A 26,067-nucleotide genomic window follows, 5' to 3' on the forward strand; every position below is an offset into this window, starting at 1 on the left:
GGGAGCCACGCCGGGGCAGTCCGGGCAATAGACTGGTGCATATGTCGTTAACCATAGGAATCGTCGGGCTGCCCAACGTCGGCAAGTCCACACTCTTCAACGCCCTCACCCGCAACAACGTTCTGGCGGAGAACTACCCCTTCGCCACCATCGAGCCCAACACCGGCATCGTGCCCCTGCCCGACGACCGGCTGCCCGTCCTGGCCAAGCTGGTCCACACGGACAAGATCGTGCCCGCCACGGTCACCTTCGTGGACATCGCCGGCATCGTCAAGGGGGCCTCGGAGGGGGAGGGGCTGGGCAACCAGTTCCTGGCCAACATCCGCGAGGCCGATGCCATCTGCGAGGTGGTTCGCGCCTTCAATGACGACGACATCGTCCACGTCAACGGCAAGGTGGATCCGGCCGACGACATCGACACCATCAACACCGAGCTGATCCTGGCCGACATGCAGACCATCGACAAGGCCCTGCCCAAGCTGGAGAAGGACCAGCGCGGCGGCAAGATCAAGCCCGCCTACCTGGACACCGTCCGCAAGGCCAAGGAGATTCTGGGCCAGGGGCGGACCATCGACCAGGCGGCACAGGCCGGGGACATCGACAAGGACGAGCTCTACGACCTGCATCTGATGACCGCGAAGCCCTTCATCTACGTCTTCAACGTGGACGACGACGAGCTGCAGAACGAGGACATGAAGAAGCAGCTGGCCGACTCCGTGGCTCCGGCGCCCGCCATCTTCCTCAACGCCCAGTTCGAGTCCGAACTGACCGAGCTGGACGAGGCCGACGCCCGCGAGATGCTGACCGATGCCGGGCTCAAGGAGTCCGGCCTGGACCAGCTGGCCCGGGTGGGCTTCGACATCCTTGGCCTGCAGACCTTCCTGACCGCCGGGGTCAAGGAGGTGCGCGCCTGGCAGATTCACAAGGGCTGGACCGCCCCGCAGGCCGCCGGCGTAATCCACACCGACTTCGAGAAGGGCTTCATCAAGGCCGAGGTTGTCTCATACGACGACTTCGTGGCCGCAGACGGATCCTATGCCAAGGTGCGCGAGGAGGGCAAGATGCGCCTTGAGGGCAAGGACTACGTCATGCAGGACGGCGACATCGTGGAGTTCAAGACCGGCATCCCCTCCGGCTCCAAGAAGTGAGCGCCAAGCCTGGGTTCGCCATTCGTCGGGGTCATGGGCTGCCGCTGATCTTCGTGCATGGGTCCGGCGTGGACCACCACATCTTCGACGACCTGGACCCCGTCTTCGAGCGGATGGGCGGATTCGAGCGGATCTACCTGGACCAGCCCGGCTTCGGCCGCACGCCGCCCGACCCGTCCATTCTCGACCTGGACGGCCTGGCCCGGTGGCTGGATGACCAGGTGGACATTTTCAGCGGCGGCGGCCCCTTCGCCCTGTTGGGCAACTCCCTGGGCGGGCTGCTCAGTCGCCATGCTGCCGCCGGCCGGTTGGACCGCTGCCGGGGGATGGCCCTGCTCTCCTCGGTGGTCGATCCGGTGACCGCCCAAAGACGCCTGCCCCCGCGTCAGGTGCTGGTCCGGGACGACCAGGGCCTGGCCGACGTGGACGAGTTCACCAGGCATGCCTACCGGCAGATGGCTGTGGTGGAATCCCGGGAGCATCTTGAGGCCTACCAACGCACCATCATGCCCGGCATTCGTTCGGCCGATGCCGATACGGTGGCTCGAATGGAGGGGCACTACCAGCTGGATATGGACTTTGACCAGGTCTGGTCCGGATTCATAGCCCCTGTGCTCCTCGTCTGCGCCCGCCAGGACGACCGTGTGGGCTACTTGGACCAGTTCGACCTGGCCTGCCGCTTCCCCAGGGCCTCCTACTCGGTGCTGGACCGGGCCGGCCACAATGTGCAGATTGAGCAGACCGCCCTGGTCTGCGACCTGCTGGAGGACTGGGCCAGGCAGGTGCTGAAAGGCTGAGTCCGCCCTGGTTCCTTCCGCCGCTAAAATGAACTGTGCATACAGGTTCGTTCAATGGCGAGGAAGGGGAAGGACATGGCTGTCTGGGGATTGGATAGCAAACGCCTTAAGCGGCGTGTGCTTGCCATGCTCCGTTGGCTGCTGGACCCTGTCCGCCGCACGCCTGTGGTAGTGACAACCGCCCTGTTGACGCTGCTGCTGACAGTTCTGATCGACAATCTGTTCCAGCCGGTGGATGCGGCTCATGCAGAACGATCGGCAGATGCGAGCACTTCCAGTACATCAACCGTTTCGGTGAGACAATTTCCCAAGGCGCATCATCCCTGCAAATCCAAGTCCTCCTCTTCATCAGCGGCAAAGAAGCAGACAAAGGTTCAGAAGACAGACCCTGATGGCTCCTCCACTCAGCCTGTCGATTGGCTCAAGCCTTCGCAGCAGGTCGATTACCCGGATCCTGCGGCCCACCCTGGCATCTCCTTGGAGGTCAGCCTTCAGGATCAGCGGGTCTACGTGCGTGATGGGTCTCAACTGCTCTACACCATGTATGCCTCGACAGGTATGGATGACTCTACGCCCAGGGGCAACTTCCGTATCCAGGCCGAGCGCGGCGACCACTTCTACAACCCCAGCGAGGGGATGGGCGCCCGCTATTACACCAGCTTTCTGAACCACGGGGTCTTCCTCTTCCACTCGGTTCCCACTGATCTTAGTGGCAGCTACATAAAGGAGGAGGCTGACTTGTTGGGCATCCGACCCAGCTCTCATGGCTGCATCAGGCTGACCGTGCCTGACGCCTTGTGGATCATGCAGTCCGTGCCCATAGGCACTCCCGTCCTGGTCAACTGAATTCCAGTCGGTGCCGGAACATCCTCGTCCAAAATGTGACCATTCGCCGTCGTGTCTGCCCTCGGTTTTCTAATTTTGCTCTACCACAGAGAGAACTATCGAGAGGAAGTGGTCAGGAATCATGCAAAAGGTGCAGCGGTTCAGTGACTGGTTGACTAAGTGGTTCATTCTGGTGGTCCTGGTTTGGGCCGCCATCAACTTCTTTGTCCCGCAGATTAGCATTTGGGCCCGCAGCTACACCAACTACTTCCTGAGCATTATTCTCTTCGGCATGGGACTGACCCTGAGCCTGGACGACTTCAAGCGAATCGTCAGGATGCCGCTCATGGTCATCGTCGGCACCATAGCCCATTACCTGATCATGCCCCTGCTGGCCGTGCTGCTCTGCCGCATCTTCCGGCTGGACGGCATGATCGCTGTGGGTGTCATCCTGGTGGGTTGCTGCCCCTCGGGGACCTCCTCCAACGTCATGTCCTACCTGTCGCGCGGCGACGTGGCCCTGGACGTGTCCATAGGCCTGCTCTCCACCCTGTGCGCGCCCTTCATGATCCCCATGCTGATGAACCTGCTGGCCAGCCAGTATGTGGCCATCCCCACCAAGCAGCTCTTCCTGACCGCCCTTGAGGTGGTGCTCATCCCCATCGCCCTGGGCCTGGCCGTCCACGCCTTCTTCAAGGAGAAGGTCCAGAAGGTGACCGTGGCCCTGCCGGCAGTCTCGCAGATCGCCATCCTGATCATCATCGGCGTGGTGGTCTCCGTCAACCATGCCAAGCTCTTCACCGCCGCCACCGCCCTGGTCCTGCCGGTGGTCATGCTCCACAACCTGTGCGGATACGGGCTGGGCTTCCTCTTCAGCCGGCTCATGTACCGCATCTACCCCAAGGGGTTCCGCTACGCCCAGCAGAAGGCCATCACCTTCGAGGTGGGCATGCAGGATTCCGGACTGGGTGCGACCCTGGCCTTGCAGGCTTTCGCAACCGACCCGATTGTGGCCATTCCCTCCACCTTCTTCAGCGTCTGGCACAACATCTCCGGCTCGGTGCTGTCCGCCTGGTGGCGTCGGCATGACGACCGTCTGGGGATTGCCGCAGACTCCGCCCAGGGTCGTCCGGAACCGGCTCGCGCCTAGTTTCTGCAGCCCCTTGCCTGCGAGCGAACTGGCCCGGACAAAATCTAATCTCTACATGCCGGGTCCGGCCAGCAGAAAGCCCAGGGCCGTCAACAGAGGCGGCAGGAAGATTGAAGCTGCTAGATAGCCCAGGGCTGCCAGGTGCCGTCTCTGTCGAGCCAGGGCCAACACTTCGTTGACCGCTGTCGAGAAAGTGGAGAAGCCACCCAGCAGTCCTGTGGCCAGCAGCAGCCGTCCCCAGTTAGGCAGTCCGTGGAAGGTGGCCAGGGCGGCCACCAGCCCTGCAGCCAATCCGGCCAACAAGTTGATGACTATGGTCGACAGGGGCAGATCCACCTGCCAGCGGGCCTTGACCAGGGTATCCAGCAGGTAGCGCAGTCCGGCCCCCATGCCGCCGCACAGGCAAATCAGCAACGTAAACGTAATGGTCATCGCACACCCGCCTGGATGCGTGCGGCCAAACGCGCTCCCAGCCCTGCCATGGCCCAGGAGACCAAGAGGCCTCCGACGAAGGAGACCAGCAGGTAGGCAAGGGTTGCCTGGACTTGACCGCCCGACAGGCCTTGGACCAGTTCCAGCGAGAGGGTAGACATGGTCGACAGCCCTCCGCACAGGCCCATGCCCAGACCCTTGTTGGTCATCTGCCTTCGGCGCTCATGTGCGCTCTTGGGCAGCCCGGCCAGGAAGGCGTTCAGCAGGGCGTAACCTGCGCAGGCGATCAGGTTGGCCAGGAGGGTTCCTGGATGCAGTGGGCCGCTCTGGCTCGGCAGCAGGCTCAGGGCGTACCGGCAGCCGGTGCCCAGTGTTCCGCCCAGTATCACCACCAGGGCCGTGGCCATATCAGGTCCGGTAGGGGGTTTGGTCATTGAGGTCTCGGTTCCCGACGGATCAGCGTCCGCAGGGTCAGGCTGGATGGCATGTGCCTGCACCCGGCCCACAGACGGGTCGTCGAATCGTGGTGCAGGAACTATCAGCAGTTTGCGGTTCGGGGCTCAAGCCCCGGGCGGGTTCCATCGCCCGGAGCCCATTCTAGGAGCCCAAGGGGACCGCAGCCGTCGCAGCTGCGAGACTGTTCACTCGGTGTGGTTCTCCGGGTCCAGGGTCAGCCGGTCGTCGTCGGCATCGTAATCGAAGAGCTCGCCGTAGCGGCCCCAGGTGATGGCGGTGTCGAACTGCTGGACGGCCTCCTTGTCCGAGTGGTGGGCCCGCAGCAGGTCCAGGATCAGGGAGCCATGCAGGCTCTTGTCGTCGCTGTTCTTCAGGGCCCGGTCGATGATGCGGATCAGCGGAACGTGGTCCATCAGCATCCGTGAGAACATCTCCTTGCTCTCCAGAATGTCCGCGTCGTGCCAGGCACGACCCTGGTCGGTCAGCCTGACATGCCCGTTGTCCGCCTGGAAGATGCCCAGCATGAGTCCGGCGTCGATCAGGGGGAAGAGGTCGTCCACCTCGAAGGAGAGCTTGGCGGCCAGGTCGGCCAGGTCCATGCCGTTGGGCTGGTTGACCATGACGTCGGCCAGGCCGGCCAGGCCGCCGGGGGTGGCGTCGGGCAGGTTGCGCTCGGCCGTGTCCTCGTCCCGAACCGAGTCCCGCACGGCCTGACGGTTGCGCACCTTGGTCTGCAGACGGCGGCGGATGTCCTCGCTGTCACGCTGGCCGGTCAGGATGGAGTAGAGGTAGTCCACGCAGGACTGGAAGAGGTCGGACTGCTTGTCCCGAGGCCTGTCCAGGTTGATGGGCACGTTGGCGATGACCCGGCCGGGATGCGAGTCCAGGACCAGGACCCGGTCGGCCATCTCCACGGCCTCCTCGATGTTGTGGGTGACGATCAGGACCGACTTGACGCTGCCCGCCTCCTCGGACCAGACCTTGAGGACCTCCTGGCGGAGATTCTCGGCTGTCAGCACGTCCAGGGCCGAGAAGGGCTCGTCCATGAAGAGGGCATCAGGCTTGAGGACCAGGGCCCGGGCGATGCCCACACGCTGGCGCATGCCGCCGGATAGCTCCTTGGGGTAGGCGCTCTCGAAGCCGTCCAGGCCAATGGCGTCGATGGCGGCCAGGGAGAGTTTCTCGCGCTCCTTCTTGGGAACTCCTCGGGCCTGCAGGCCCAGTTCGACGTTGTCCTTGACGGTCAGCCAGGGCATCAGGGCGAAGCTCTGGAAGACCAGGGCCACGCCGGGATTGGGCCCGTCCAGCTGCTTGCCCCGGTATTCGACGCTGCCCTTGCTGGCCGGGACCAGGCCGGCCAGGATGCGCAGCAGGGTGGACTTGCCGGCGCCTGAGCGGCCCAGGATGGCCACCACCTCGCCCTCGTGCAGGGTGAAGTCGATGTTGTCCAGGACGGTCAGTTCCGCGCCCTTGTCGGACTGGTAGGTCTTGGTCACGTGCTCGGCCGTGATGATCCCATTGGAATTGATCTTGGTCATTGTCGAACCTCTCAGACTTCTCATGTCAGGGAATAGCGCCGTTGTGCCAGTGATTGCAGGGGAGACCAGAAGAACCGGTCGGCCAGGACCACGAAGATGCTCATGACGGCCACCCCCAGGATGATGCGGGGGGTGTCGCCGGTGGCGGTGACCTGGGCGATGTAGGCGCCCAGGCCCTTGGCTGTCAGTTCGGTTTTGCCGTAGGAGACCACCTCGGAAACGATTGAGGCGTTCCAGGCCCCGCCGGCCGCTGTGATGCCGCCGGTGCACCATGAGCCGAACAGGGCCGGCAGTATCAGGGTCTTCCATCGTTGCCAGCGGTTCTGGCCCAGGCTGCGCGACATCTCCAGCAGATCGTCGGGAATGGAGGAGGCCCCGGCGATGACGTTGAAGAGGATGTACCACTGGGTGCCCAGGGCCATGAGCAGGATGCTGCCCCAGTTGATGTCGATCCGCCAGATGATGAAGATCATGGTGACGAAGGGGAAGATGAAGTTGGCCGGGAAGGAGGCCAGGATCTGCACCAGGGGCTGCAGGTAGCGGGAGATGCGCGGATTCATGCCGATCAGGGCGCCTATCGGGACCCAGACGATGGTGCAGACCACCATCAGGATCAGCACTCGCAGGAATGTCAGCAGACCAAGCTGGAAGACATGCCCGACCTCGCCCAGGCCCAGCGGACGGATGACCAGACGGTCCAGCTGCCAGAGTCCCCACAGACCGATCAGGGCCAGGCAGACCCACCAGACCAGGTCGCTTGCCCGCCTGCGTCCGCCTCCACGGCTCCAGCGCGCTCCCGTGCGACCCAGGGGGCGGGTGATCCGGTCCAGCAGGTCGGCCAGGGGGTGTCCTACCAGGCCCAATAGGTCCTTGACTCCGGACAGGCGGATGACCGTCAACACCAGGCTGCGTCGTGGTTCGGTGGACTGGCTGCTGGTGTAGCGGAACTTCTCGGCCCAGGCGGTCAGTGGCTTCCAGAGCAGGAAGTCAATCAGCAGGACCACCACGATCATGGTCAGGATGGCCAGACCCACCTTGCCCAAGTCTTGTTCGGCGGTGGCCTCCTCCACAAAGGAGCCGATGCCGGGCAGGGCCAGGGTCCTGTTGTTGACCGAGATCATCTCGGAGGCGGTCAGGAAGAACCAGCCGCCGCCCATGCTCATCATGCAGTTCCAGAGCAGGGGGATCATGGAGTTGGGTACGTCCAGCTTCCAGAAGCGCTGCCATCGGGTCAGGCGCATCAGCCTCACCGCCTCGTCCAGGTCGGCGGGCTCGCTGGTCAGGGAGTTATAGAAGGAGAAGGCCATGTTCCAGGCCTGGCTGGTGAAGATGGCGAAGATGGAGGCCGCCTCCACGCCCATGATGGACCCGGGGAAGAGGACCAGCCAGATGGAGATGGTAGCCGACAGGAAGCCCAGCACAGGCACCGACTGCAGGATGTCCAGCAGGGGGATGAGCACGGCGCCCAGGCGGCGGGAGCGCGCGGCGGCCAGTCCGTACAGGAAGGCGAAGACCAGGGAGATGATCAGGGCCGCGAACATGCGGAAGAGGGAGCGCAGCGCGTAGTAGGGCAGGTTGGTCGGGTCGGTGGAGACGTGCGAGGGTACGCCGGCCGGGCCGATGGGCGCGCCCAGGGCCGGCAGCAGATAGGCCAGGGCCCCCAGCAGAACCAGTGCGCCTATGGCTACGGCCAGGCCCGTCCATATACGGGTGGAGCGCGATGCCTGGCTGCGGTCGTCGTTCAGTGGCGAACGGAGCATTCCTGGCAGTGCGACAGTATTCACGATGGCCTCCCTCCAAGGTGCGGAACATCCCTGTCGGCAGCCTCGAAGACGGCGTGGCAATCGGCCCATGAGCCGATCATTGTCATCGTTCAAGCTTCGGCTTCGCATGGTATTTGGCCCTGCATTAGTCCCTGCCTTGATCCGACGGGGACTGTTGACCTGCGCGGGGTGTCTCCACCACTTTGCGGCAGCATGCCTTGTCCATGCGGTAGCTTCACCTACCGACCACCCAATAACATAGATGGGCCCAGGAGCAGTGTCAAGCATTTGCGAAACCAGCGTTGCCGTCCTTGCCAGGGCTGACAATGACAAGGGTCTGCACGCAGTCGGTGCAGGCGCGAAATGGAATGTAAAAGGAGTGAATCCCTATGAAGATCGTGGCAGTCACGGCCAACCCCGAACCCAAGAGTCTGACCGATGCGGCGGGCAACGCCCTGCTGGACGGTGCGGCCGAGGGCGGGGCTCGCACCGAGTTGATCGACCTTTGCGCCGAGGGGTTCAATCCCGTCTTCGGCATGGAGGACAGGACCCACTACCTGGGCCAGGGACCCATGCCCGAGGATGTTCAGGCCATGCAGGAGCGCATCAAGGATGCGGACGTGCTGGCCCTGGTCTTCCCCGTCTACTGGTACAGCATGCCGGCAATCATGAAGGGCTTCATTGACCGGGTCATCTGCCGGGGCTTCGCCTATAACGCCGATGGAACCCCGGGAGCCCTGGCCGGGCGTCGGGTGGAGCTGGTCATGCTGACCGGTGGGGAAAAGGAATGGTACCAGTCCAGCGGCATCGGTGAGGCCTTGGACAACCAGCTGCGCAGGCAGACTTTCCTCAAGTACTGCCAGGTCGCGCAGGTGGAGACCATCTATGTGGACAATCTGGACTCAGGCAACGATGAGCAGCAGGAGCGGGAGGCCGCTGACCGGCACCTGGTGGCCCTGGCCCTCAAGGGCCGTCAACTGGCCGCAGGGACCGAGCCCGGAGCGGATCGGGATGTTCAGTGACGCTCAGCATCGGGTTCGTCTTCGATGACACCCTGGATGTGTTTGACGGGGTCCAGCAGCACATTCTGACCCTGGGACGGGAGCTGGGCAGGCGGGGCCACAAGGTTCAGTATCTGGTCGGGCAGACCGCCCATCCGCCGGTTGACGGGGTTCATTCCCTCTCCCGCAACGTCATGGTCTCTTTCAACGGCAACAGGATGCGCATACCTCTGCCTGCGCCCAAGGCGCCCATCCGCCGGGTCCTGGAGGCGGGGCACTTCGATCTGTTGCACGTCCAGGCACCATACAGTCCCTTCCTGGCAGGGCGGGTCATTCGGTCCGCAAACCCGTCAACGGCCCTGGTAGCCACCTACCACATCGCCCCCACGGGAAGCCTGCAGCTGCTGGGCGGCCGGCTGCTGGGGATGATCAACCGCAGGACCCATAGACGCATCGACAGGGTCATCGCAGTCTCGCCAGTGGCGGACAGCTATGCCCGGAAGACTGCCGGTGTGTCCAGCAGGGTGGTGGCCAACCCTGTGGACGTGGCTGTCATGCGCCGGGCCCGTCAGGCCGCCGGCGACCAGGAGGTGGCGCGCCTGCACGGCCAGGGGCAGCATCTGGTCTTTCTGGGACGGTTCGTGGCCCGCAAGGGGGCTGGGATCCTGATTTCGGCCCTCCGGGCGGGGGAGCGGGCCGGCATCCTGCCCGAAGGCCTGCATGTGACCATGGCCGGCAAGGGTCCGCTGCTGGAGGACTGCCGTCGAAAGGCCGCCGTCCTACGCACCCCGGTGGCCTTCCCCGGCTTTGTGGACGAGAAGGACAAGCCCGCCCTGTTGGCCTCCTCCGACCTGACCGTCTTTCCCTCCACCGGGGGCGAATCCTTCGGCATCGTCCTCTTGGAGGCCATCGCTTCGGGCACGGCTCCGGTGCTGGCTGGGGACAATCCCGGCTACCGGTCCACCCTGATGGGCGATGAACGGGCTCTGGTGACCGTCGACTCGCCCAACACCCCCGAACTGCTGGCCCGGCGAATCGCCCAGGCTCTGGGGGACCCCTCCTGGAGGCGGAAGGTGCGCCATGACCAGCTGGCGCTCCTGGACCGCTACGACGTGACCACCGTGGCCGATCAGGTGGAGGAGGTCTACCGGCAAGCCATTCAAGACCGCCGTCTCATGTAGGCTGGGTACATGTCATTCTTTGATTTCTTCGGTTCCATGTTCGACCCTGAGGGTGGTCCAGGCGGACCAGGCCGGCGTCGCAATGAAGACGACCCGGTCATCCTGCACGTGCAAACCGATGGGGAGGGTCCCAGCCAGGGGGGTGGCGGCACACCCCGCTTCCCCGGACCGGGTGACCCCCGGCTCACCTCCCGCAAGAAGGGCAGTGACGGGCCTTCCCGGGGCTCGAGGATCCTCGCCGTGGTTGTGGCCGTCCTCCTGGTCGTCTTCCTGCTCCTGTTCGCGCTCAGCCGCTTCATCACTGACGTCATGTGGTTCTCCCAGCTGGGAGCGGCGCAGATCGTCTGGACCCAGCTGGGCATCAAGGTGGGTCTGTGGCTGGCCTACGCCCTGTTGCTGGCTGCGGTGACCATGCTCTCGGCCAGCCTGGCCATCCGCAGCCGTCCCGATTCGCCTGACGGATCCACCATCAGGGTCAGGGGCGATCTGATCGAGGTGGGCAAGGGAGTCTCCTCACGCACGGCGCTCAAGGTGGCCGTGGTGGTCTCCTTGGTCGTCGGCGTCTTCTTCGGCTTCCAGTTCAACGCAGACTGGAAGCAGGTGCTCCTGCTCTTCAATGCCCAGTCCTTCGGGGTGCGCGACCCCCAGTTCGGCCTGGACACCGGCTTCTATGTCTTCATCCTGCCCGGTCTGCAGCTGTTGGTCTCCTCCCTGCTGATGATGCTGTTGGCGGCAACGGTCTTCAGCCTGGTCACCAACTTCCTCATGGGCGGCATTCGCCTGACCATGCCCGTACACGGACGCGGCATTCTGGAGATGACCCGTTCCGCCCGCAGGCAGGTGGCCGTCTGGCTGGTCCTGTTCATGCTGGTCTGGGCCGGCGACACCGCCCTGGGCGTCTTTGGCAGGCTGACCGAGGAGGGCGATCGGATCACCGGCGCCTCCTACACCTCGGTCAAGGCGGCCATCCCCGTCACCCTGATCATGTCCGTGGTCATGGCTCTGCTGGGCATCATCCTGGCCGTCTGGATTCTGCGCTCACCAACCCTGGAACCCGGCCGGGTCCATGCAGGATCCCTGGGTTTGGCAGTCAGGCAGTGGCGGATTCCCGCCCTGGCTGTGGCCGTCACTGTTGTTCTGTCACTGTTGCTGACCGTCTTCTGGCCGGCACTGGTCCAGCGCTTCCGGGTCAACCCCAACGCCCAGGAGATGGAGTCCGCCTACATCCAGCGCAACATCGCCGCCACCACCAAGGCCTACGGGCTGGACAAGCTCAAGACCGAGGCCTATGACGCCACCACCGAAGTCCAGTCGGGCGCACTCTCCCGTGATGCGGAGACCACTGCACAGATTCGTCTGCTGGATCCCCAGGTGGTTTCCCCCACCTTCCGCCAGTTGCAGCAGTCCAAGCAGTACTACACCTTCGAGGACACCCTGGCCGTCGACAAGTACGACATCGATGGAGTCAGCCAGGACACGGTCATCGGCGCTCGCGAGTTGGACCTGGAGGGCAACGACAACCGCAACTGGGTCAACGACCACACGGTCTTCACCCACGGCTACGGGATCGTGGCCGCCTACGGCAACAAGGTCACCCCGGATGGGCAGCCCGAATTCTTCGAGCAGGACATCCCTACCAAGGGCAAGTTGACCGACAGCCAGCACTACGAGCCGAGGATCTACTTCTCGCCCAACGCGCCCGAGTACTCCATCGTCGGCGCGCCCCAGGGCTCCTCAGGCTGGGAGTTCGACTATCCCACCGGCTCCAAGGGAGCCACCAACACCTTCAAGGGCAACGGCGGCCCCTCGGTGGGCAACTTCCTGGCCCGGGTCCTCTACGCCATCCGCTTTGGATCCGACCAGATCCTCTTCTCGGACCGCGTCACCCCCGACTCGCAGATCCTCTACAACCGCTCACCCAAGGAGCGCGTGGCCCAGATCGCCCCCTACCTGACCCTGGACGGTCGTGTCTACCCGGCTGTGGTGGATGGACGGGTCAAGTGGATCGTCGACGGCTACACCACCTCTGACGCCTACCCTTACTCCCAGAAGGTGGATCTGGGGCCCATCACCCAGGACACGACCACCCTGAGCTCGGAGGCCGTCAAGGGCCTGGGCTCCCAGAAGGCCAACTACATCCGCAACTCCGTCAAGGCCACGGTCGATGCCTACGACGGCTCGGTGGATCTGTATGCCTGGGATGCCAAGGATCCGGTGCTCAAGGCCTGGCAGAAGGTCTTCCCCGGCCAGGTCAAGCCGCTCTCGTCCATCTCGGGCGACCTGATGAGCCACATGCGCTACCCGGAGAGCCTGTTCAAGGTGCAGCGCCAGCTCCTGTCCCAGTACCACGTCAACTCGGCCAGCCAGTTCTTCTCCGGCGAGGACTTCTGGCAGACCCCCGTGGATCCGACCGGGACCAGCAAGGAGCAGAAGGCGGGTATCAAGCAGCCTCCCTACTATCTGACCCTGCAGACCCCGGGGACCGACAAGCCCGCCTTCTCGCTGACCTCCACCTTCATCCCCGCCGGAACCTCCACCAGGGAGATCCTGACCGGGTTCCTTTCCGTGGATTCCGACGCCGGGTCGACCAAGGGGGTGATAGGACCGGACTACGGGACCATCCGGCTGATGGAGCTGCCCAAGAACTCCAATGTGCCCGGCCCTGGGCAGGCCCAGAACAACTTCAACTCGGATGCTGCGGTCTCCACCGAGCTCAACCTGCTCCAGTCCGGATCCACCAAGGTCAAACGCGGCAACCTGCTGACCCTGCCAATAGGTGGCGGACTGATCTATATCCAGCCGGTCTACGTCCAGTCCAGCGGCGCCACCAGCTTCCCCCTGCTCAAGCGGGTTTTGGTGGCCTTCGGAGACAAGGTCTCTTCCTCAGCCACCCTGGATGCGGCCCTTGACAAGACCTTCCAGGGCAACTCGGGCGCATCGGCAGGCGATGCCGACAACACAGGACGCACCAATTCCAATGCCGACCAGAGTGAGCAATCCGATAAGGCCCCGGACAAGTCCGCCGGGTCCGGCGGGACGTCTGAGACAGGCGGGCAGGCTCTGAAACAGGCCTTGGACAAGGCCAACCAGGCCATGAGCGACGGCGATGCCGCTCTGAAGAAGGGCGACTTCAGCGCTTACGGCGAGGCGCAGAACCGTCTGCGTGAAGCCCTCAAGGAGGCATCCGACCAGGAGGGCGGCAACAAGTGAGCGCCACCCCGCGCATCCGGCTCTGCCGTCGCGGGGACCTGGAGGCGGTCACCGCCATCTACAACCAGGCGGTCATGGATGGTGGTTCCACGGCGGATACGGCCCCGGTCAGCCTGGACCAGCGCTTGGAATGGCTGCTGTCCCATGATCCGGACCAGGGCCATCCGGTCCTGGTCCTGGAGCAGGAGGGCCGGGTGCTGGCTTTCGGCTCCCTGTCGGCATACTACGACCGGCCCGGCTACCAGGAGACCTGCGAGCTGAGCTACTACGTGGATCGCGACAGCCGTGGACGGGGTCTGGGCGCCCTGATGGTCCATTCCCTGCTGAAGCGCGCCCGGCAGGAGGGCATGCGTCTGGCCGTGGCCATCATCTTCGATGACAATTCGGCCTCCAAGGCTCTGCTGCACCGGTTCGGGTTCAGCCGCTTCGGCCTCCTGCCCCAGGCCGCCTGGGACCGGTTCGTCCTGCATGACGTCTCCTACTGGAGCCTGTCCCTTGAGCGTAAAGGGGTCGGGGAGCCTGTGTAGAATCTCACCGTCCCGTTTGAGAGCAGGAGGTATCACCTACATGGCATCCGATTTCTGGCTGATAGCCGGACTGGGCAACCCGGGTGACGAGTACAAGGGCACCAGGCACAACATGGGCTTCATGTGCGCCGATCTGCTGGCCGAACGCTGGTCGGTCAACCTGCGCGACCATAAGGGTCTGGCCCAGCTGGGCCGTGGCACCCTGGATCTTGAAGGACGCCGTATACCCTTCTTCCTGGCCAAGCCGCTGACCTTCATGAACGACTCCGGCGATGCCCTGGCCTCGATCTGCTCCTACTACCACATACCGGTTGGGCGGGTCGTGGTCATCCATGACGACATGGATCTGGAGTTCGGCCGGATCAAGGTCAAGGCCGGTGGGTCCTCGGGCGGGCATAACGGCATCCGTTCCATCGACCGTTCCCTGGGCAGCAACGCCTATGCCCGGGTCCGCATGGGTGTGGGGCATGCCCGGAGGGGTCCGGACGCCCATCGCCGCACCGTGGATTGGGTTCTGGGCACCTTTGTCGGCGATCAGCGCAAGCGCCTGCCCGAGTTCCTGGGCGACGGCGCGGATGCCGCAGAAATCGTGATCACCAAGGGCCTCAGCCAGGCTCAGGAGCTGTTCAATGGTCGATGAGCACATTCAGTCAGTGCAGGAGACTGGTAAGAAAGAGCCCCAGGAATCGCTGAATGGGTCCCTGCGTCCTCTTCTGGACAACCTGCAGGCGGATGCCGCCTTCAAGAGGTTGGTCCAAGGAGACTCCGAGCCTGCTGCCGACACCGACACCTCCCTTATGGTCCAGGCTCCCCAGGGCATCAGGCCAGCCCTGGCAGCTGCCGCAGCCGGACGTGCCCCGGTCGTTCTGGTGGTCCCCTCCGAACGTGATGCCCAGGAGATGACCGGCGCCATCCGCTCCTGGTATGAGGGCGACCCGGGTGATGTGGCCCTGCTGCGCTCCTGGGAGACCCTGCCTCACGAGCGGCTCTCGCCCCGGGCAGACACCGTGGCCTCCCGGATGGCCGTCTTCAGGCGGCTGGCCCACCCGGTCCAGGGCGACCCTGACTTCGGACCCATCCGCATCCTGGTCATGCCCGTGCGCTCCTTGCTGCAGCCGGTGGTCAAGGGTCTGCAGGATGTGGAGCCCCTGGTCTTCCTACGCGGCCAGGACCTGCCCTTGGACCAGGCAGTCGAAGCTTTGGTCCGCAACGCCTACACCCGGGTGGACCTGGTCATGGAACGCGGCCAGTTCGCCGTCCGAGGCGGCATCCTGGATGTCTTCGTCCCCACCATGGCCCACCCGGTGCGCATTGAGTTCTTCGGCGACGAGGTGGACACCATCCGCAGCTTCCACGCCTCAGACCAGCGCACCTACGGCCCCGACCTGGACCGGATCTGGGCGCCGCCCTGCCGCGAGTTGCAGCTGACCGACCAGGTCCGAGCCCGCGCACGCTCCCTGATCGGGAGCATCCCCAACGCCGACGATATGCTGGAATCCATCGCACAGGCCATTCCGGTGGAGGGCATGGAATCCCTTCTGCCTGCCCTGGTCGACGACCTGGTGCCGGTGGGGTCCATGCTGCCCGAGGGCGCTCTGATTCTGCTGTCTGAGCCGCAACTGCTGGCCCGCTCCGCCCAGGACCTGGTCAAGACCGCCAACGAGTTCCTGGCCGCCAGTTGGCATGTGGCGGCCTCAGGACAGGGCTCGGGCGCACCCATCAGCTTCGACAGGGCCAGCTTCCTGGACTACGACGAGGTCATCTCATCTTTGGAGTACAGCAGGGGGGAGGTCTGGAAGCTGACCGACCTGTCGGTGGATCCGGACCGGGAGGGGGCCGAGCGTCTGGATGCCCTGGCCCCGGACCAGTACCGAGGCGACGAGGATCGGGCCGCCTCGGGCATTGCATCCCTGCTGGAGCGCGGCGACCGGGTTGTGGTGACCGCTCCGGCCCAGGGAACGCTGAGCCGTCTGCGTCGGGCCGTGCAGACCACGGGGATCACTGGGTTGGAGTACCACCGCTCCCTGGCTGTGGACGGCTTCGTGGACCAGTCCGCCCATCTGGCCCTGCTGACCGAACGTGACCTGACGGGCCGCACCAGTGTGGCCGCCGGCAGCAAGACCTCCAACCGCCGGCGCAAGGCCATCGACCTGGACGAGCTCAAGCCCGGTGACTATGTGGTCCACGACCAGCACGGCATCGGCCGCTTCCTGGGCATGCGCCAGCGCAGCGTGGGCGTGGGCCCCAGCAAGGGCAGCCGGGAGTATCTGGTCCTGGAGTACGCCCCCTCCAAGCGCAACGCGCCGCCAGACAAGCTCTTCGTGCCGGCCGACCAGCTGGATCAGGTCAGCCGCTATATCGGTGCCGAGATTCCCAGGCTCAACAAGCTGGGCGGATCCGACTGGTCAGCCACCAAGGCCAAGGCCCGCAAGCATGTCCACAAGATTGCCCAGGGCCTGGTCAAGCTCTACTCGGCCCGGCAGCGCACCAAGGGCTTCGCCTTCAGCCCCGACACCCCCTGGCAGAAGGAGTTGGAGGATGCCTTCCCATACCAGGAGACCCCCGACCAGCTGACCGCCATCGACGATGTCAAGGCCGATATGGAAAAGCCGGTGCCCATGGATCGCCTGATCTGCGGGGATGTGGGCTTCGGCAAGACCGAGATAGCCATCCGTGCCGCCTTCAAGGCGGTCCAGGACGGCAAGCAGGTAGTGGTCCTGGTGCCCACGACCCTGTTGGTCCAGCAGCACTACCAGACCTTCACCGAGCGCTTCCAGGGCTTCCCGGTGGATGTGGCCGCCATGAGCCGCTTCCAGACCGCAAAGGAGAACCAGACCACCATGGAGGGCCTGGCCAGCGGGGCCGTGGACGTGGTCATCGGCACCCATAAGCTGCTCAACCCGCGCATCAGCTTCAAGGATTTGGGTCTGATGATCGTGGACGAGGAGCAGCGCTTCGGCGTGGAGGCCAAGGAGACCCTCAAGGCCATGCGAACCAACGTGGACGTCCTGTCCCTGTCGGCCACGCCCATTCCGCGCACTCTGGAGATGGCGGTGACCGGCATCCGGGAGATGTCGACCCTGGCCACGCCACCCGAGGACCGTCTTCCGGTGCTGACCTATGTAGGTGCCTACGAGGATGCCCAGGTGACTGCGGCCATTCGCCGCGAGCTCTTGCGCGGGGGCCAGATCTTCTACATCCATAACCGAGTGGAGGACATCGGCAAGGTCTCGGCCAAGGTGCAGACCCTGGTCCCAGAGGCCAAGGTGGGTGTGGCCCACGGCAAGATGGGGGAGAAGCAGCTGGACGGGGTCATCCGCGACTTCTGGCATCGGGACATCGATGTGCTGGTCTGTACCACCATCGTCGAGACCGGCCTGGATATTCCCAATGCCAACACGCTGATTGTGGACCGGGCCGACCGCTTCGGGCTCTCCCAGCTCCATCAGCTGCGCGGCCGGGTGGGACGTGGCCGGGAGCGCGCCTACGCCTACTTCCTCTACGACCCCAGCAAGCCCATGACCCAGACCGCCCACGACCGGCTTGCCACCATCGCCCAGAACACGGCCCTGGGATCCGGCTACGACGTGGCCATGAAGGACCTGGAGCTACGTGGCACCGGCAACCTGTTGGGCGACGAGCAGTCCGGACATATCGAGGGGGTCGGCTTCGACCTTTACGTGCGCATGGTCTCCGAGGCGGTGGAAGAGTACAAGGAACCCGGGCGGACCGAGCCGGTCACCGTCAGCATCGACCTGCCTCTGGAGGCCTCAATCCCGGTGGACTACATCGATTCGGACAAGCTGCGTCTGGAGGCCTACCGCAAGCTGGCCTCGGCCCGCAACGAGCAGGATCTGCGCGACCTGCATGAGGAGCTGACCGACCGATACGGTCGTCCGCCGGCCCAGTTCGACACCCTCTTCGCCGTAGCCAGGCTGCGGGCCAAGGCTCGCTCCCTGGGCATAGCGGAGATCGCCTCCCAGGGCTCCAGGGTGCGCATCAGACCCGTGACCATGCCCGACTCCCTCCAGGCCAGGATCGCACGAATATACAAGGGCAGCCAGTACCGCCCGGTGACGCAGACCCTGCTGATTCCGGCGCCATTCGCAGGCTCGCTGGGTTCGGGACCCATGGATTCGGCGGCCATGACCGCCTGGGTGGACACCCTGCTGGACGACCTTGCCTGGGGGCTGCCCAAGTCCTCCGACGATGGCACGCCAGCGGGTCCCTCGCCCGTCCAACAAAACTAGTATCCTGTAAGAGACATCACAACAACTTATTGAAGGAGCAGTTGTGGCAGCAATTGAAAGCGTGTTCGCGCGCGAAATTCTTGATTCCCGTGGCAACCCGACCGTCGAGGTCGTTCTGCAGACTGAGGACGGCGCCGAGGGGCGTGGTCTGGTTCCCTCCGGTGCTTCCACCGGCGAGGCCGAGGCCTGGGAACGTAGGGATGGCGACAAGAAGCGCTATCAGGGCAAGGGTGTGCTGGACGCCGTCAAGGCGGTCAATGAGACCATCGCTCCCAACGTCATCGGCATGGACGCCACCGATCAGCGCGCCCTGGACGAGACCATGATTGATCTGGACGGCACCCCCAACAAGGGCAAGCTGGGCGCCAACGCCATTCTGGGCGTCTCCCTGGCTGCGCTCTATGCGGCCGCCGAGTCCGCCGAACTGCCTCTTTACCGTTACCTGGGCGGCACCAACGGCCACATCCTGCCCGTGCCCAACATGAACATCATGAACGGCGGCGCCCACGCTGACTTCGCCACCGACATCCAGGAGTACATGATCTCCCCCTACGGCTTCGACTCCTACCGGGAGGCCCTGCGCGCCGGCGTCGAGGTCTACCACACCCTCAAGGGCATCCTCAAGAAGGACGGCCATGAGACCGGCCTGGGTGACGAGGGCGGCTTTGCCCCCAAGATGAAGTCCAACGAGGACTCCCTGAAGTACATCGTCGACGCCATTCAGGCCGCCGGCTACGAGCCTGGCAAGCAGATCGGCCTCTGCCTGGACGTGGCCTCCTCGGAGTTCTACAACAAGGACACCGACAAGTACCACTTCGACGGCGAGGATCGCGACGCCGACTACATGCTGGACTACTACCAGGGTCTGGTCGAGAAGTACCCGCTGGTCTCCATCGAGGATCCCTTCGCTGAGGAGGACTGGGGCGCCTGGCAGAAGATCACCGCCGCCATGGGCGACCGCCTGCAGTTCGTGGGCGACGACCTGCTGGTGACCAACCCCAAGAGGCTGCAGAAGGGCATCGACCTGAAGGCCGCCAACTCCCTGCTGGTCAAGCTCAACCAGATCGGCACCGTGACCGAGACCCTGGACGCCATCGAGCTGGCGACTGCCAACGGGTTCACCTCCATGGTTTCACACCGTTCCGGCGAGACCTCCGACACCACCATCGCCGATCTGGCCGTGGCCAAGAACACCCGCCAGATCAAGACCGGTGCTCCGGCTCGTGGCGAGCGCATCGCCAAGTACAACCGTCTGCTGGAGATCGAGGAGGAGCTGGGCTCCACCGCCGAGTACGCCGGCTACAGCGCCTTCAAGGCCTGCAAGAAATACACCAAGTAAGGCCTTGCTGGTCGGGTCTCGGAGCCTTTACAGGTTTTGATCCGACCCTGAAGTCTCTCACCCGTGGTGGTCCGCGTCGGCTGCCGCGGGTATTTTTATGGGTATGGCCAACAATAAACGTGACGGCGCCGACCGGCGGACAAGCAGGCGGTCGTTGGGACCCATCACTTTCTTTGTGGCGGTCATCATCGTGGCCCTGGGGCTGATTCAGCTGGTCTCCACCTTCCACGCCTACGCCATCAATCTTTCCGAGCTCAACGGCCTGCGCAACCAGCAGGCCCAGCTTGTCGAGCACAAACGTGATCTGGAGAACCAGATCAGACGCTGGGACGACAAGGCCTATGTGACTGCCCAGGCCCGGGATCGGCTGGGATTCGTCTTCCCCGACGAGGATGCCATCCGGGTCCTGCATCCGGAGGCGGTCACGGGAAGCAAGGACGAGGACCAGGCCGGAAGCAAGGGGGTCCGGGCCCCGAGGAAGAACTCCCTGCCCTGGTATCAGGAGATGGCCTACTCCTTCGCCAAGGCCGACCAGAATCCTGCTGCCGATAGGGGCAAGGGGCAATCCAGTCCGACCGGCTCTGCCAGTCCATCTGGTTCAAGTAGTCCAGGTGGCTCTGATGACCCCTCTCCATCCGAGGGCGGGGGAGCGCAGTGAACTCCGAAGGATCGGATTTCGTCACGTCGTTGGTTAACGAACTTAGTAGCAGGAAACGATCAGGAAAGATGAGGACAGCGTGATCAAGGCCCAGGGAAGGCCCCAGGCAGCAGTGGAATCTCAAGCCGCGGACAAGGTCCGGGTCGAGCCCAAGGTCGGGCAGAATGGGGTCGAAGTCTCTGGCCTGGTTACTGACCAGGACCTGGAGGCGGTCAGGGATCGTGTCCGGGAGCTTCTGGCGACCCCGGCCATAGAGGATCAGATAGCCGTCGTGAACCGCCAGCTGGGTCGGTATCCGCGGGGCATGGTTGCAGTGGGGGCCCGCTGCGTCTGTGGCAATCCGCTGGCCGTGGTCACCCGGCCCCAGCTGGAAGATGGCACGCCCTTTCCGACAACCTGCTATCTGACCAGCCCCGAGGCGGTCAAGGCCGTCTCCCGGCTGGAGGCTGACGGCGTCATGGCCGACTGGAATACCGAGCTGGACTCGGATCCGGATCTGGCCAGCGCTTACCGTAGGGCTCACGAGCTCTATCTGGCCTTCCGCTCTGCCCTTGCCCAGCGTTTGGGCGACGACGAGAGCCACATCGCCGGAATCTCGGTCGGTGGCATGCCAAAAAGGGTCAAGTGTCTGCATGCTCTGACCGCCCAGTCTCTGGTTATGGGCCCTGGGGTCAATCCCCTGGGCGACCGGGTTCTGGACCTGGTGCGCCAGGTCTTTGATCCGCAGGTCTGCAGGTGTGCCCAGCCTTGGACTGAGGCATCACGGCAAGAGAACCGACAGGGGAACCAATGAAGGGGGCTTCCATGGATCAGGTTACGGTGGCGGGCGTGGACTGCGGTACCAATTCCATACGGCTGCTGATAGCCCGGGTGGATCGGCAGGGGCTTCATCCGGTGGCTCCCAGGCTGATGCGGGTCATCCGGCTGGGTGAGGGCGTGGACCGCAACCACCGCTTCTCCGACCAGGCTTTGGATCGGGCCTTCGAGGCCTGCCGGCTCTTCGCCCGGCAGCTGCAGGATCACCCGGTGGATGGCCTTCGCTTTGTGGCCACTTCGGCCACCAGGGATGCCCACAATCGCGAAAGCTTTGAGGAGGGGGTGCGCTCCATTCTGGGGGTCAAGCCCGAGGTTATAAGCGGCTCCCAGGAGGCCTCCCTGAGTTTTCTGGGCGCGGTCAGCGTACTGGAGCAGCGGGTCAGCGCCGACATGCCTCCTGCGCCCTACCTGGTGGTCGATCTGGGTGGCGGCTCCACCGAGCTGGTCCTGGGCGGGGACGGGAGCGATCTGCCTGTGGACCAGGTCAGGGCCTCCTATTCCATGAACATCGGTTCCGTGCGGATGACCGAGCGCCATCTGCTGGACGATCCGCCCACCCGGGAGCAGATCCACCAGGCGCTTGAGGATGTTGACGGCTGGATCGACCGTGCCTTCGACCAGGTTCCTGTAGCCGGGGTAGGCAGCCTGATCGGAGTCTCCGGCACGGTCACCACCATGAGCGCCCTGGCCCTGGGATGCGAGGTCTATGATCGCCATGCCGTCGACGGCCGGTCCGTTTCAGTCGATGCGGCTCGCAGGGCTGACGACCAGGTGTTGAACATGAGTCGGCAGGCTCGTCGGGAACTCAAGACCATCCATCCCGGCCGTGTGGATGTGATCGGCGGCGGCGCCTTGATTTGGAGCCGTCTGCTGGAGCGGCTGGGCCAGGCCAGCCCGAGTGCGTTGGCTTCGGGAACCTATGTGGCCAGCGAGCACGGCCTTCTGGATGGCCTGGTCCTGGACTACGGTCGGACCCTCCTGCGCGAATGATATACTAAGGCGTTATGGGTTACGGCCCCGGTGGCGAAATGGTATACGCATCGGACTTAAAATCCGCCGCCTTCACCGGCTTGTGGGTTCGATTCCCACCCGGGGCACCAAGGCCTCATCGGCTTGGACGGCAGTGTCGCGACTTGTCACCCGGCCGACGAACCGATACTCTGGTACGCAAGAAAACCAAAGGAGTTGTCATGAGTGACCAATCCATGCCCGAGGTGAACGCCGAATTCGGCGCCACGCCGACCATAACCTTCCATGGTCCGGCGCCCAGCGGGCTGCGCGCCGTGGAGCTGGTCGAGGGGGACGGACCTGTCGTTCGCAAGGGCGATACCGTCACCGTCAACTATCACGGTGTCGTTTGGGGTTCGGATCAGGTCTTCGACTCCAGCTTCCAGCGTCATCAGCCGGCCAGCTTCGGCATCGGCGTGGGGCAGGTCATTCGCGGCTGGGACCAGACGGTGCCTGGCCACAACGTGGGGTCCAGGTTGGTGGTCTCCATTCCGCCGGAGTACGGATATGGTCGTCAGGGGATGCCCCAGGCCGGCATCGGCGGCGACGATACCCTGGTTTTCGTGATCGACATCATATCGACACGGTAGACAGAGGTCTCCAGGCGCCGGTGAGGGCCGGCGCCTTTTTCATACCCTTGACTTTGCAGTTCAGGTCGGGCCAAGAGACAAGTGCATTAAACAAGGAGGAATCACATGGCTGAGGAAAAGACGATTCTGCTGACACAGGCCGCTTACGACAAACTGAAGGAGGAGCTTGATCACCGTCAGGGCGAGTACCGCGACGAGATCACCGAACGCATCGCGGCTGCTCGGGCCGAGGGTGATCTGAGCGAGAACGGCGGCTATCAGGCTGCCCGCGAGGAGCAGGGCAAGAACGAGGGGCGGATCAACGAGCTGATCGTCAAGCTTCGCAATGCCAAGATCCTCAAGGCCCCCAAGGCGGGCACGGTGGGCAACGGCTCGCTGGTGACCCTGACCATGGCCGGCAACGAAATGGTCTATGTGCTGGGCTCCAGGGATCTGACCGTGGCCACCGACTATGACGTCATCAGCCCCGAGTCGCCCATTGGCGCGGCACTTATGGGTGCCAAGAAGGGACAGACCGTGACCTACAAGGCACCCAATGGCAAGGACATCTCGGTCACCGTCAAGGATGCCAGGCCCCTCAAGTAGCGGGACCACCCCTTACTGTCCCGACCCGACCTGAATGAAGCCGCTCCCCGCCATCGTCGACGGAGGGCGGCTTCGTCTGTGGGTGACTGGTTGATTCTTGATCCTGGTCCATTGTCCTTGTTGAAAAGGCGGTTCAACTGGAGAGTTGCTCTCAGCGTAGGTTGCAGACCACCAGGTAGATGGCCACGATGTGGCAGGCGTAGCCGATAACCGTCCCGCAGTGGAAGAGCTCGTGGAAGCCGAAGACCCGAGGCCAGGGGTCCGGTCGGCGCAGCCCGTAGACCACAGCCCCCAGGATGTAGGCCAGGCCGCCGGCTACGATCAGCCATACCACGGGCGGACCGGCCATGGGGGAGTCCCAGAAGAGCTTCAGGAAACCTACACCCGAGACTCCGAAGACCACGTAGACCAGGGTGTAGAGCCAGCGGGGAGCCTCGATCCAGAAGACGTGGACGATCATGGCCACCAGGCTGGCCCCCCACATGCCCAGGATGATGATCCGCCGCCAGAAGGGGTCCAGTGCGAAGGAGATCGGCGTGTAGGTGCCGGCGATGAGCAGGAAGATGTTGACGTGGTCCAGGCGGCGCAGCACGTCCGTGGTACCCGGGGTCCAGTCGCCCAGGTGGTAGAGGGCCGAGTTGCCGAAGAGCGCCAGTGAGGCGACCATGAAGACCGCACAGGCCAGCTTGAGGCCGGTGCCGTGGGCCAGGCAGATCAGCACGATGCCGGCGGCCAGGGCCAGTGGGGCGGCCACGGCGTGGATCCAGCCGCGCAAGAGGGGCTTGGGACGGCCGTGCACATCCAGACGGACCTTGCGTTCGATCTCCATGTCGGGGATTCCCTCGATTCGTGAGGCCTTGATCTCAGCCTTGGCCAGGATCCGTGCAGCCTTGGCCTTGGCCTTGGCGCGCACCGCATCGGCCCGGGCCTGCAGATGGGCCTCGTGGGCCACCTCTGCATCCCGGCGCAGGTAGGTCAGCTCCTGGCGGCGCTGCTGGCGACGGCGCTCGAGATCGGGATCGACCTCCTGATCCTCGGACGGTCTGCCGTCCTCGCTGGTCCTGGTTGCCATGGCCCTCCCTTGGCCCCTTGACTGGTTCCGGCCTGTCGGGTCGGATCGCAGGGGTGAAACATCCGTGAACCACCCTACCCCAGACCTGTGTATCGGACGCGCATGTCATCATCGCCCTTGGCATGACCAGCCTGTCTGCTTCCCAGGGCCCTTTGTATGATGGAGGGCATGGCTGATTTTTCCGAGATTCTGGCATCCTGCGACGACTGCAATGAGGAGGACCGTGAGTGGCTCCACCACCTGGTGGCCGACTGGCAGGTCATCGCCGATCTGAGCTTTGCGGACCTGCTGCTCCTGCTGCGTACCGGCGAGGGGGAGTTCACCGTGGCCGAGCAGTGCCGACCCTCCACGGTCATGTCCCTGCGCACCGAGGATGTGGTGGGGGAGCACTTCCCGGCGGACCGACGTGAGGAGCTGGATGCGGCCATGCGGTCCAAGGGGGTGCTGCGGTCCAACAAGCTGCGCACCATCGGCCGCGCCACGGTCTGCGACGTCTACGCCCCTATCCGACACCAGGGCAAAACCCTGGGCCTGGTGGTCCGCGAGACCAACATGGCCACCCGTGAATCCAATGGCCGCTATGAGAGCGAGAGCATCAATGCGGGCAAGGAGCTCTTCGAGATGATCACCCGCGGCGAGTTCCCCTACGCGGATTCGGTGCTCAACCAGCGGCACAACGCCAGGGTGGCCGACGGCTTCTTTGTGTTGACGGCAAGCGGCGTGGTGCGCTACGCCTCGCCAAATGCCATCAGTTGCTTCCGCAGGCTGGGCTCGGTGGAGACCATGATTGGTCAGTACCTGAGCGAGATCGGCACCTCCCTGCTCAAGGAGAACGATCCGGTGCCCGACTCCCTGCCACTGGTCCTGTCGGGCAAGGCGGCCGTGGACTCGGAGCTGGACGCCAACGGGTCGGCCGTCTCCATGCGCTCCTTGCCCCTGTATGGCAAGCAGGGCAGGACCGGCGCCATTGTGCTCTGCCGGGACGTGACCGAGCTGCGCCGTAGGGAGAAGGAGCTGCAGACCAAGGACGCCACCATCTCCGAGATTCACCACCGCGTCAAGAACAACCTTCAGGCCGTGTCGGCCCTGCTGAGGTTGCAGGCCCGGCGCACCAAGTCCGACGAAGTCCGCAAGGAGCTGGAGGAGGCCCAGCGCCGCGTCCAGACCATCGCCGTGGTTCATGAGGGCCTCAGCCAGACCGCCGACGAGATTGTGGACTTCGACAAGGTGATCGCCAACCTACTGAAGATGAGCGTGGACCTGGCCACCACCAGCGACCAGCACATCACCATCTCCTACGTGGGCAAGTTCGGGATGATGCCCGCCCAGGATGCCACTCCCTTGTCCCTGGTGCTGACCGAGCTGGTCAACAACGCGGTCGAGCACGGCTTTGAGGGCCGTGACGAGGGGCATATCACCATATCGGTGGGCCGGGGCGGCAACAACCTCAACGTGGTGGTCGAGGATGACGGCAACGGCTACAGCACCGAATCGGATCAGGGTCAGGCTCGTTCCACCGGGTCCGGGCTGGGCACGCAGATCATCAACACCTTCGTCACCAACGACTTCGGGGGCACGGTCAAGTGGGAACCCCGCCGGGATGGTGGCACCCGGGTGGTCATCAACATCAAGCTGCGCGTGGCCCAGGACGTGTGATGCAGGGCACTTTCAAACGGGGCGCCTTGTAGTCAGGAAGACTGTAACCGAAGGTTGCATTTCAG

The 26,067-nt window shown here is 64.2% G+C and carries 22 protein-coding genes, 1 tRNA gene and 2 riboswitches; of the genes, 18 read left to right on the forward strand and 5 right to left on the reverse strand.

Annotated elements, in window-relative coordinates:
• The first annotated feature begins 41 nt into the window (after positions 1-41).
• From ychF to H3T88_RS07670, 4 genes are all read left to right on the forward strand, one after another.
• On the forward strand, positions 42-1,148 hold the full coding sequence (gene ychF, locus H3T88_RS07655; protein WP_029678472.1) for a redox-regulated ATPase YchF: 1,107 nt from the start codon (positions 42-44) through the stop codon (positions 1,146-1,148).
• On the forward strand, positions 1,145-1,945 hold the full coding sequence (locus tag H3T88_RS07660) for an alpha/beta fold hydrolase (RefSeq protein ID WP_198204177.1): 801 nt from the start codon (positions 1,145-1,147) through the stop codon (positions 1,943-1,945). Before ychF ends, H3T88_RS07660 begins: the two co-directional genes overlap by 4 nt.
• A 54-nt stretch (positions 1,946-1,999) precedes the next feature.
• Positions 2,000-2,791 (forward strand): L,D-transpeptidase, encoded by a 792-nt coding sequence (locus H3T88_RS07665; RefSeq protein ID WP_198204178.1) that lies wholly within the window; start codon positions 2,000-2,002, stop codon positions 2,789-2,791.
• Between the two features lie 121 nt (positions 2,792-2,912).
• Entirely contained in the window at positions 2,913-3,920 is a 1,008-nt protein-coding gene (locus H3T88_RS07670; RefSeq protein ID WP_198204179.1) for a bile acid:sodium symporter family protein, read from the forward strand.
• A gap of 51 nt (positions 3,921-3,971) precedes the next feature.
• On the opposite strand, the gene H3T88_RS07675 is transcribed toward H3T88_RS07670, so the two are convergent.
• The 4 genes from H3T88_RS07675 to H3T88_RS07690 form a co-directional block, all read right to left on the reverse strand.
• Positions 3,972-4,352, reverse strand: a complete 381-nt coding sequence (locus H3T88_RS07675; protein WP_198204180.1) for a fluoride efflux transporter FluC — start codon at positions 4,350-4,352, stop codon at positions 3,972-3,974.
• Positions 4,349-4,786 (reverse strand): FluC/FEX family fluoride channel, encoded by a 438-nt coding sequence (locus H3T88_RS07680; RefSeq protein ID WP_198204181.1) that lies wholly within the window; start codon positions 4,784-4,786, stop codon positions 4,349-4,351. The genes H3T88_RS07675 and H3T88_RS07680 overlap by 4 nt, the downstream gene beginning before the upstream one ends.
• 88 nt (positions 4,787-4,874) lie before the next feature.
• A riboswitch (Fluoride riboswitch) is annotated at positions 4,875-4,947 on the reverse strand.
• 46 nt (positions 4,948-4,993) lie between these two features.
• The gene (locus H3T88_RS07685) at positions 4,994-6,346 is read right to left on the reverse strand and encodes an ABC transporter ATP-binding protein (protein ID WP_101432515.1); all 1,353 of its coding nucleotides are present in this window, start codon (positions 6,344-6,346) and stop codon (positions 4,994-4,996) included.
• Between the two features lie 20 nt (positions 6,347-6,366).
• Positions 6,367-8,106, reverse strand: coding sequence for an ABC transporter permease (locus tag H3T88_RS07690; RefSeq protein WP_198204239.1), 1,740 nt, complete (start codon positions 8,104-8,106; stop codon positions 6,367-6,369).
• 98 nt (positions 8,107-8,204) lie between these two features.
• A riboswitch (M-box (ykoK) riboswitch) is annotated at positions 8,205-8,363 on the reverse strand.
• A gap of 135 nt (positions 8,364-8,498) precedes the next feature.
• Here H3T88_RS07690 and H3T88_RS07695 point away from each other — a divergent pair.
• From H3T88_RS07695 to H3T88_RS07755, 13 genes are all read left to right on the forward strand, one after another.
• Entirely contained in the window at positions 8,499-9,131 is a 633-nt protein-coding gene (locus tag H3T88_RS07695) for an NAD(P)H-dependent oxidoreductase (RefSeq protein ID WP_198204182.1), read from the forward strand.
• Positions 9,128-10,291 (forward strand): glycosyltransferase family 4 protein, encoded by a 1,164-nt coding sequence (locus tag H3T88_RS07700; protein ID WP_198204183.1) that lies wholly within the window; start codon positions 9,128-9,130, stop codon positions 10,289-10,291. The genes H3T88_RS07695 and H3T88_RS07700 overlap by 4 nt, the downstream gene beginning before the upstream one ends.
• A gap of 9 nt (positions 10,292-10,300) precedes the next feature.
• Entirely contained in the window at positions 10,301-13,501 is a 3,201-nt protein-coding gene (locus H3T88_RS07705) for a UPF0182 family membrane protein (RefSeq protein WP_198204184.1), read from the forward strand.
• Positions 13,498-14,028 carry a GNAT family N-acetyltransferase gene (locus H3T88_RS07710; RefSeq protein ID WP_332461028.1) on the forward strand — a complete coding sequence of 177 codons (531 nt, stop codon included), beginning with the start codon at positions 13,498-13,500 and terminating at the stop codon, positions 14,026-14,028. Before H3T88_RS07705 ends, H3T88_RS07710 begins: the two co-directional genes overlap by 4 nt.
• Before the next feature lie 40 nt (positions 14,029-14,068).
• Positions 14,069-14,668, forward strand: a complete 600-nt coding sequence (gene pth / locus H3T88_RS07715) for an aminoacyl-tRNA hydrolase (protein ID WP_198204185.1) — start codon at positions 14,069-14,071, stop codon at positions 14,666-14,668.
• Complete coding sequence (gene mfd, locus H3T88_RS07720) at positions 14,658-18,278, forward strand: transcription-repair coupling factor (protein WP_198204186.1); 3,621 nt, start codon at positions 14,658-14,660, stop codon at positions 18,276-18,278. The genes pth and mfd overlap by 11 nt, the downstream gene beginning before the upstream one ends.
• A 43-nt stretch (positions 18,279-18,321) precedes the next feature.
• Entirely contained in the window at positions 18,322-19,617 is a 1,296-nt protein-coding gene (eno, locus tag H3T88_RS07725; protein WP_015021986.1) for a phosphopyruvate hydratase, read from the forward strand.
• Positions 19,618-19,720: 103 nt separating this feature from the next.
• A complete protein-coding gene (locus H3T88_RS07730; protein WP_232347261.1) occupies positions 19,721-20,275 on the forward strand; it encodes an FtsB family cell division protein in 555 nt (184 codons plus the stop codon).
• A gap of 79 nt (positions 20,276-20,354) precedes the next feature.
• Positions 20,355-21,068: a DUF501 domain-containing protein gene (locus H3T88_RS07735; RefSeq protein WP_332461029.1), complete on the forward strand. Its 714-nt coding sequence runs from the start codon at positions 20,355-20,357 to the stop codon at positions 21,066-21,068.
• An 11-nt stretch (positions 21,069-21,079) separates the two neighbouring features.
• Positions 21,080-22,081: a Ppx/GppA phosphatase family protein gene (locus H3T88_RS07740; RefSeq protein WP_198204188.1), complete on the forward strand. Its 1,002-nt coding sequence runs from the start codon at positions 21,080-21,082 to the stop codon at positions 22,079-22,081.
• Positions 22,082-22,105: 24 nt separating this feature from the next.
• A tRNA-Leu gene (locus H3T88_RS07745) sits at positions 22,106-22,191 on the forward strand.
• A 90-nt stretch (positions 22,192-22,281) separates the two neighbouring features.
• Complete coding sequence (locus H3T88_RS07750) at positions 22,282-22,689, forward strand: FKBP-type peptidyl-prolyl cis-trans isomerase (protein WP_024627330.1); 408 nt, start codon at positions 22,282-22,284, stop codon at positions 22,687-22,689.
• A 105-nt stretch (positions 22,690-22,794) separates the two neighbouring features.
• Positions 22,795-23,274: a GreA/GreB family elongation factor gene (locus H3T88_RS07755; RefSeq protein ID WP_015021981.1), complete on the forward strand. Its 480-nt coding sequence runs from the start codon at positions 22,795-22,797 to the stop codon at positions 23,272-23,274.
• Positions 23,275-23,425: 151 nt separating this feature from the next.
• On the opposite strand, the gene trhA is transcribed toward H3T88_RS07755, so the two are convergent.
• Complete coding sequence (trhA, locus tag H3T88_RS07760) at positions 23,426-24,346, reverse strand: PAQR family membrane homeostasis protein TrhA (protein WP_198204189.1); 921 nt, start codon at positions 24,344-24,346, stop codon at positions 23,426-23,428.
• Between the two features lie 168 nt (positions 24,347-24,514).
• On the opposite strand from trhA, the gene H3T88_RS07765 reads away from it, so the two are divergent.
• A complete protein-coding gene (locus H3T88_RS07765) occupies positions 24,515-26,002 on the forward strand; it encodes a sensor histidine kinase (protein ID WP_015021979.1) in 1,488 nt (495 codons plus the stop codon).
• Positions 26,003-26,067 lie beyond the last annotated feature (65 nt).

The sequence above is a fragment of the Bifidobacterium sp. W8110 genome (genome assembly GCF_016101375.1).
In the GTDB taxonomy this organism is placed as follows: Bacteria; Actinomycetota; Actinomycetes; order Actinomycetales; family Bifidobacteriaceae; genus Bombiscardovia; species Bombiscardovia asteroides.

What these genes read in the sequence shown, in the direction of transcription:
- H3T88_RS07740 (WP_198204188.1), top strand. Translation starts at nt 21,080, where the DNA reads ATGGATCAGGTTACGGTGGCGGGCGTGGACTGCGGTACCAATTCCATA.
- H3T88_RS07755 (WP_015021981.1), top strand. Translation starts at nt 22,795, where the DNA reads ATGGCTGAGGAAAAGACGATTCTGCTGACACAGGCCGCTTACGACAAA.
- H3T88_RS07730 (WP_232347261.1), top strand. Translation starts at nt 19,721, where the DNA reads ATGGCCAACAATAAACGTGACGGCGCCGACCGGCGGACAAGCAGGCGG.
- H3T88_RS07750 (WP_024627330.1), top strand. Translation starts at nt 22,282, where the DNA reads ATGAGTGACCAATCCATGCCCGAGGTGAACGCCGAATTCGGCGCCACG.
- H3T88_RS07705 (WP_198204184.1), top strand. Translation starts at nt 10,301, where the DNA reads ATGTCATTCTTTGATTTCTTCGGTTCCATGTTCGACCCTGAGGGTGGT.
- H3T88_RS07695 (WP_198204182.1), top strand. Translation starts at nt 8,499, where the DNA reads ATGAAGATCGTGGCAGTCACGGCCAACCCCGAACCCAAGAGTCTGACC.
- pth (WP_198204185.1), top strand. Translation starts at nt 14,069, where the DNA reads ATGGCATCCGATTTCTGGCTGATAGCCGGACTGGGCAACCCGGGTGAC.
- H3T88_RS07675 (WP_198204180.1), bottom strand. Translation starts at nt 4,352, where the DNA reads ATGACCATTACGTTTACGTTGCTGATTTGCCTGTGCGGCGGCATGGGG.
- trhA (WP_198204189.1), bottom strand. Translation starts at nt 24,346, where the DNA reads ATGGCAACCAGGACCAGCGAGGACGGCAGACCGTCCGAGGATCAGGAG.
- H3T88_RS07690 (WP_198204239.1), bottom strand. Translation starts at nt 8,106, where the DNA reads ATGCTCCGTTCGCCACTGAACGACGACCGCAGCCAGGCATCGCGCTCC.
- H3T88_RS07670 (WP_198204179.1), top strand. Translation starts at nt 2,913, where the DNA reads ATGCAAAAGGTGCAGCGGTTCAGTGACTGGTTGACTAAGTGGTTCATT.
- H3T88_RS07665 (WP_198204178.1), top strand. Translation starts at nt 2,000, where the DNA reads ATGGCGAGGAAGGGGAAGGACATGGCTGTCTGGGGATTGGATAGCAAA.
- H3T88_RS07765 (WP_015021979.1), top strand. Translation starts at nt 24,515, where the DNA reads ATGGCTGATTTTTCCGAGATTCTGGCATCCTGCGACGACTGCAATGAG.
- ychF (WP_029678472.1), top strand. Translation starts at nt 42, where the DNA reads ATGTCGTTAACCATAGGAATCGTCGGGCTGCCCAACGTCGGCAAGTCC.
- H3T88_RS07685 (WP_101432515.1), bottom strand. Translation starts at nt 6,346, where the DNA reads ATGACCAAGATCAATTCCAATGGGATCATCACGGCCGAGCACGTGACC.
- mfd (WP_198204186.1), top strand. Translation starts at nt 14,658, where the DNA reads ATGGTCGATGAGCACATTCAGTCAGTGCAGGAGACTGGTAAGAAAGAG.
- H3T88_RS07680 (WP_198204181.1), bottom strand. Translation starts at nt 4,786, where the DNA reads ATGACCAAACCCCCTACCGGACCTGATATGGCCACGGCCCTGGTGGTG.